Source organism: Bacteroidota bacterium (genome assembly GCA_040388375.1).
Classification (GTDB): domain Bacteria; phylum Bacteroidota; class Bacteroidia; order UKL13-3; family UKL13-3; genus JAAFJM01.
Genome location: JAZKBU010000026.1, coordinates 1 through 1444, shown reverse-complemented (window position 1 = coordinate 1444; position 1444 = coordinate 1). Strand labels below are relative to the sequence as shown.

Below are 1444 nucleotides of genomic sequence, written 5' to 3'. Positions count from 1 at the left end.
TGAACTGCCCCCAAAAAGTTAGACACTATTTGGGGGCATTTTTATGGAGAGAAAAGTAAAATACAATTATGAATTCAAGCTTCGCTGTATCAATGAAGTATTGAAAAAACATTCGAGCATAAGTCATGTAAAAAGTAAATACTGTATACAAGAATCATTGCTAAAGAAATGGTTAAACTATTACAAAAAATATGGGAAAGACAGTTTAAACCCCAGGTCAAAGTCAACACAATATGAAGGTGATTTTAAGCTAAAGGTAGTACTATCAATAAAAGATAATTCTCAATCTTTGACAGGTGCTTGTTTAAAATATAATATACCTAGCGTAAGTACTTTAACAAATTGGGTTAATAAATATGATACATTTGGTGCAACAGTTTTATATAAACAAACGCTGGGAAGACCTATGAATAAAGATTTTAAAAGAGCCAAAAAGAAGTCGGACAAACCATTGACAAGAGAGGAAGAATTGCTAAAGGAGAATGAAGCATTACGATGTGAGAACGCTTTGCTAAAAAAGTTCAATGCCTTAGTTCAGGAAAAAAAATTGCAGCAGCAGAAAAAGCCAAAGCTGTAATGGAACTAAGGCCGAAGTTTGATTTAGAGTTATTGCTGAATAAAACCAACATGGCCAGAAGCAGTTATTATTATTACGAAAAAACAAGCCAATTAACCGATAAGTATAAAGATATAAAAGAACAGATTAAGAAGATTTATAACCATCACAAAGGCAGATTTGGTTACAGGCGTATTACCTCAGAACTTAAAAAAAAGGGTATAGAAATAAATCACAAAACAGTGCTAAGGTTAATGAAATTAATTGGTTTAAAGAGTTTAGTACGTGTAAAAAAATACAAATCATATAAAGGTGAACAAGGTAAAATAGTTCCTAATATTTTGAACAGAGAATTTAAAGCAGCACAGCCAAATAAAAAATGGGCAACAGATGTTACAGAGTTTAATGTATCAGGGAAAAAATTATATCTCTCACCAATTATTGACCTATTTAATGGAGAAATAATAAGCTATGATCTATCAGAAAGTCCTAACTTTAAACAAGTAACTACAATGCTCAATAAGTCTTTTAGAAAGATACCAAAGGATACTAATTTAATACTTCACTCAGATCAAGGCTGGCAATATCAAATGAAACAATATCAAGCATTATTAGAAAAAAAGGGAATAATACAAAGTATGTCTAGAAAAGGAAATTGTTTAGATAATGCAATTATAGAAAACTTCTTTGGAATCATTAAATCAGAACTATTCTATATAAATAAATTTAGTAGTATCAAACACTTAAAAAAAGAAATAATAGAATACATTACTTATTATAATAATGAAAGAATTAAACTAAATCTAAACGGAATGAGCCCGATAAATTACCGAGCTCATTATTATCAAAATTAATTATAAATTTGTCTAAACTTTTGGGTGCACTATA

2 protein-coding genes are annotated in these 1444 nt (G+C 29.4%); both read left to right on the top strand.

Going from position 1 to position 1444, the window contains the following annotated elements; translation table 11 throughout:
- The first annotated feature begins 43 nt into the window (after positions 1-43).
- Positions 44-577 carry a transposase gene (locus V4538_17595; GenBank protein ID MES2382866.1) on the top strand — a complete coding sequence of 178 codons (534 nt, stop codon included), beginning with the start codon at positions 44-46 and terminating at the stop codon, positions 575-577.
- Entirely contained in the window at positions 547-1410 is an 864-nt protein-coding gene (locus V4538_17590) for an IS3 family transposase (GenBank protein ID MES2382865.1), read from the top strand. The genes V4538_17595 and V4538_17590 overlap by 31 nt, the downstream gene beginning before the upstream one ends.
- The last annotated feature ends 34 nt before the right edge of the window (positions 1411-1444 follow it).

Bases quoted from the DNA above. Each gene is read 5' to 3' on its own strand.
- V4538_17595 (MES2382866.1), top strand. From the start codon at position 44: ATGGAGAGAAAAGTAAAATACAATTATGAATTCAAGCTTCGCTGTATC.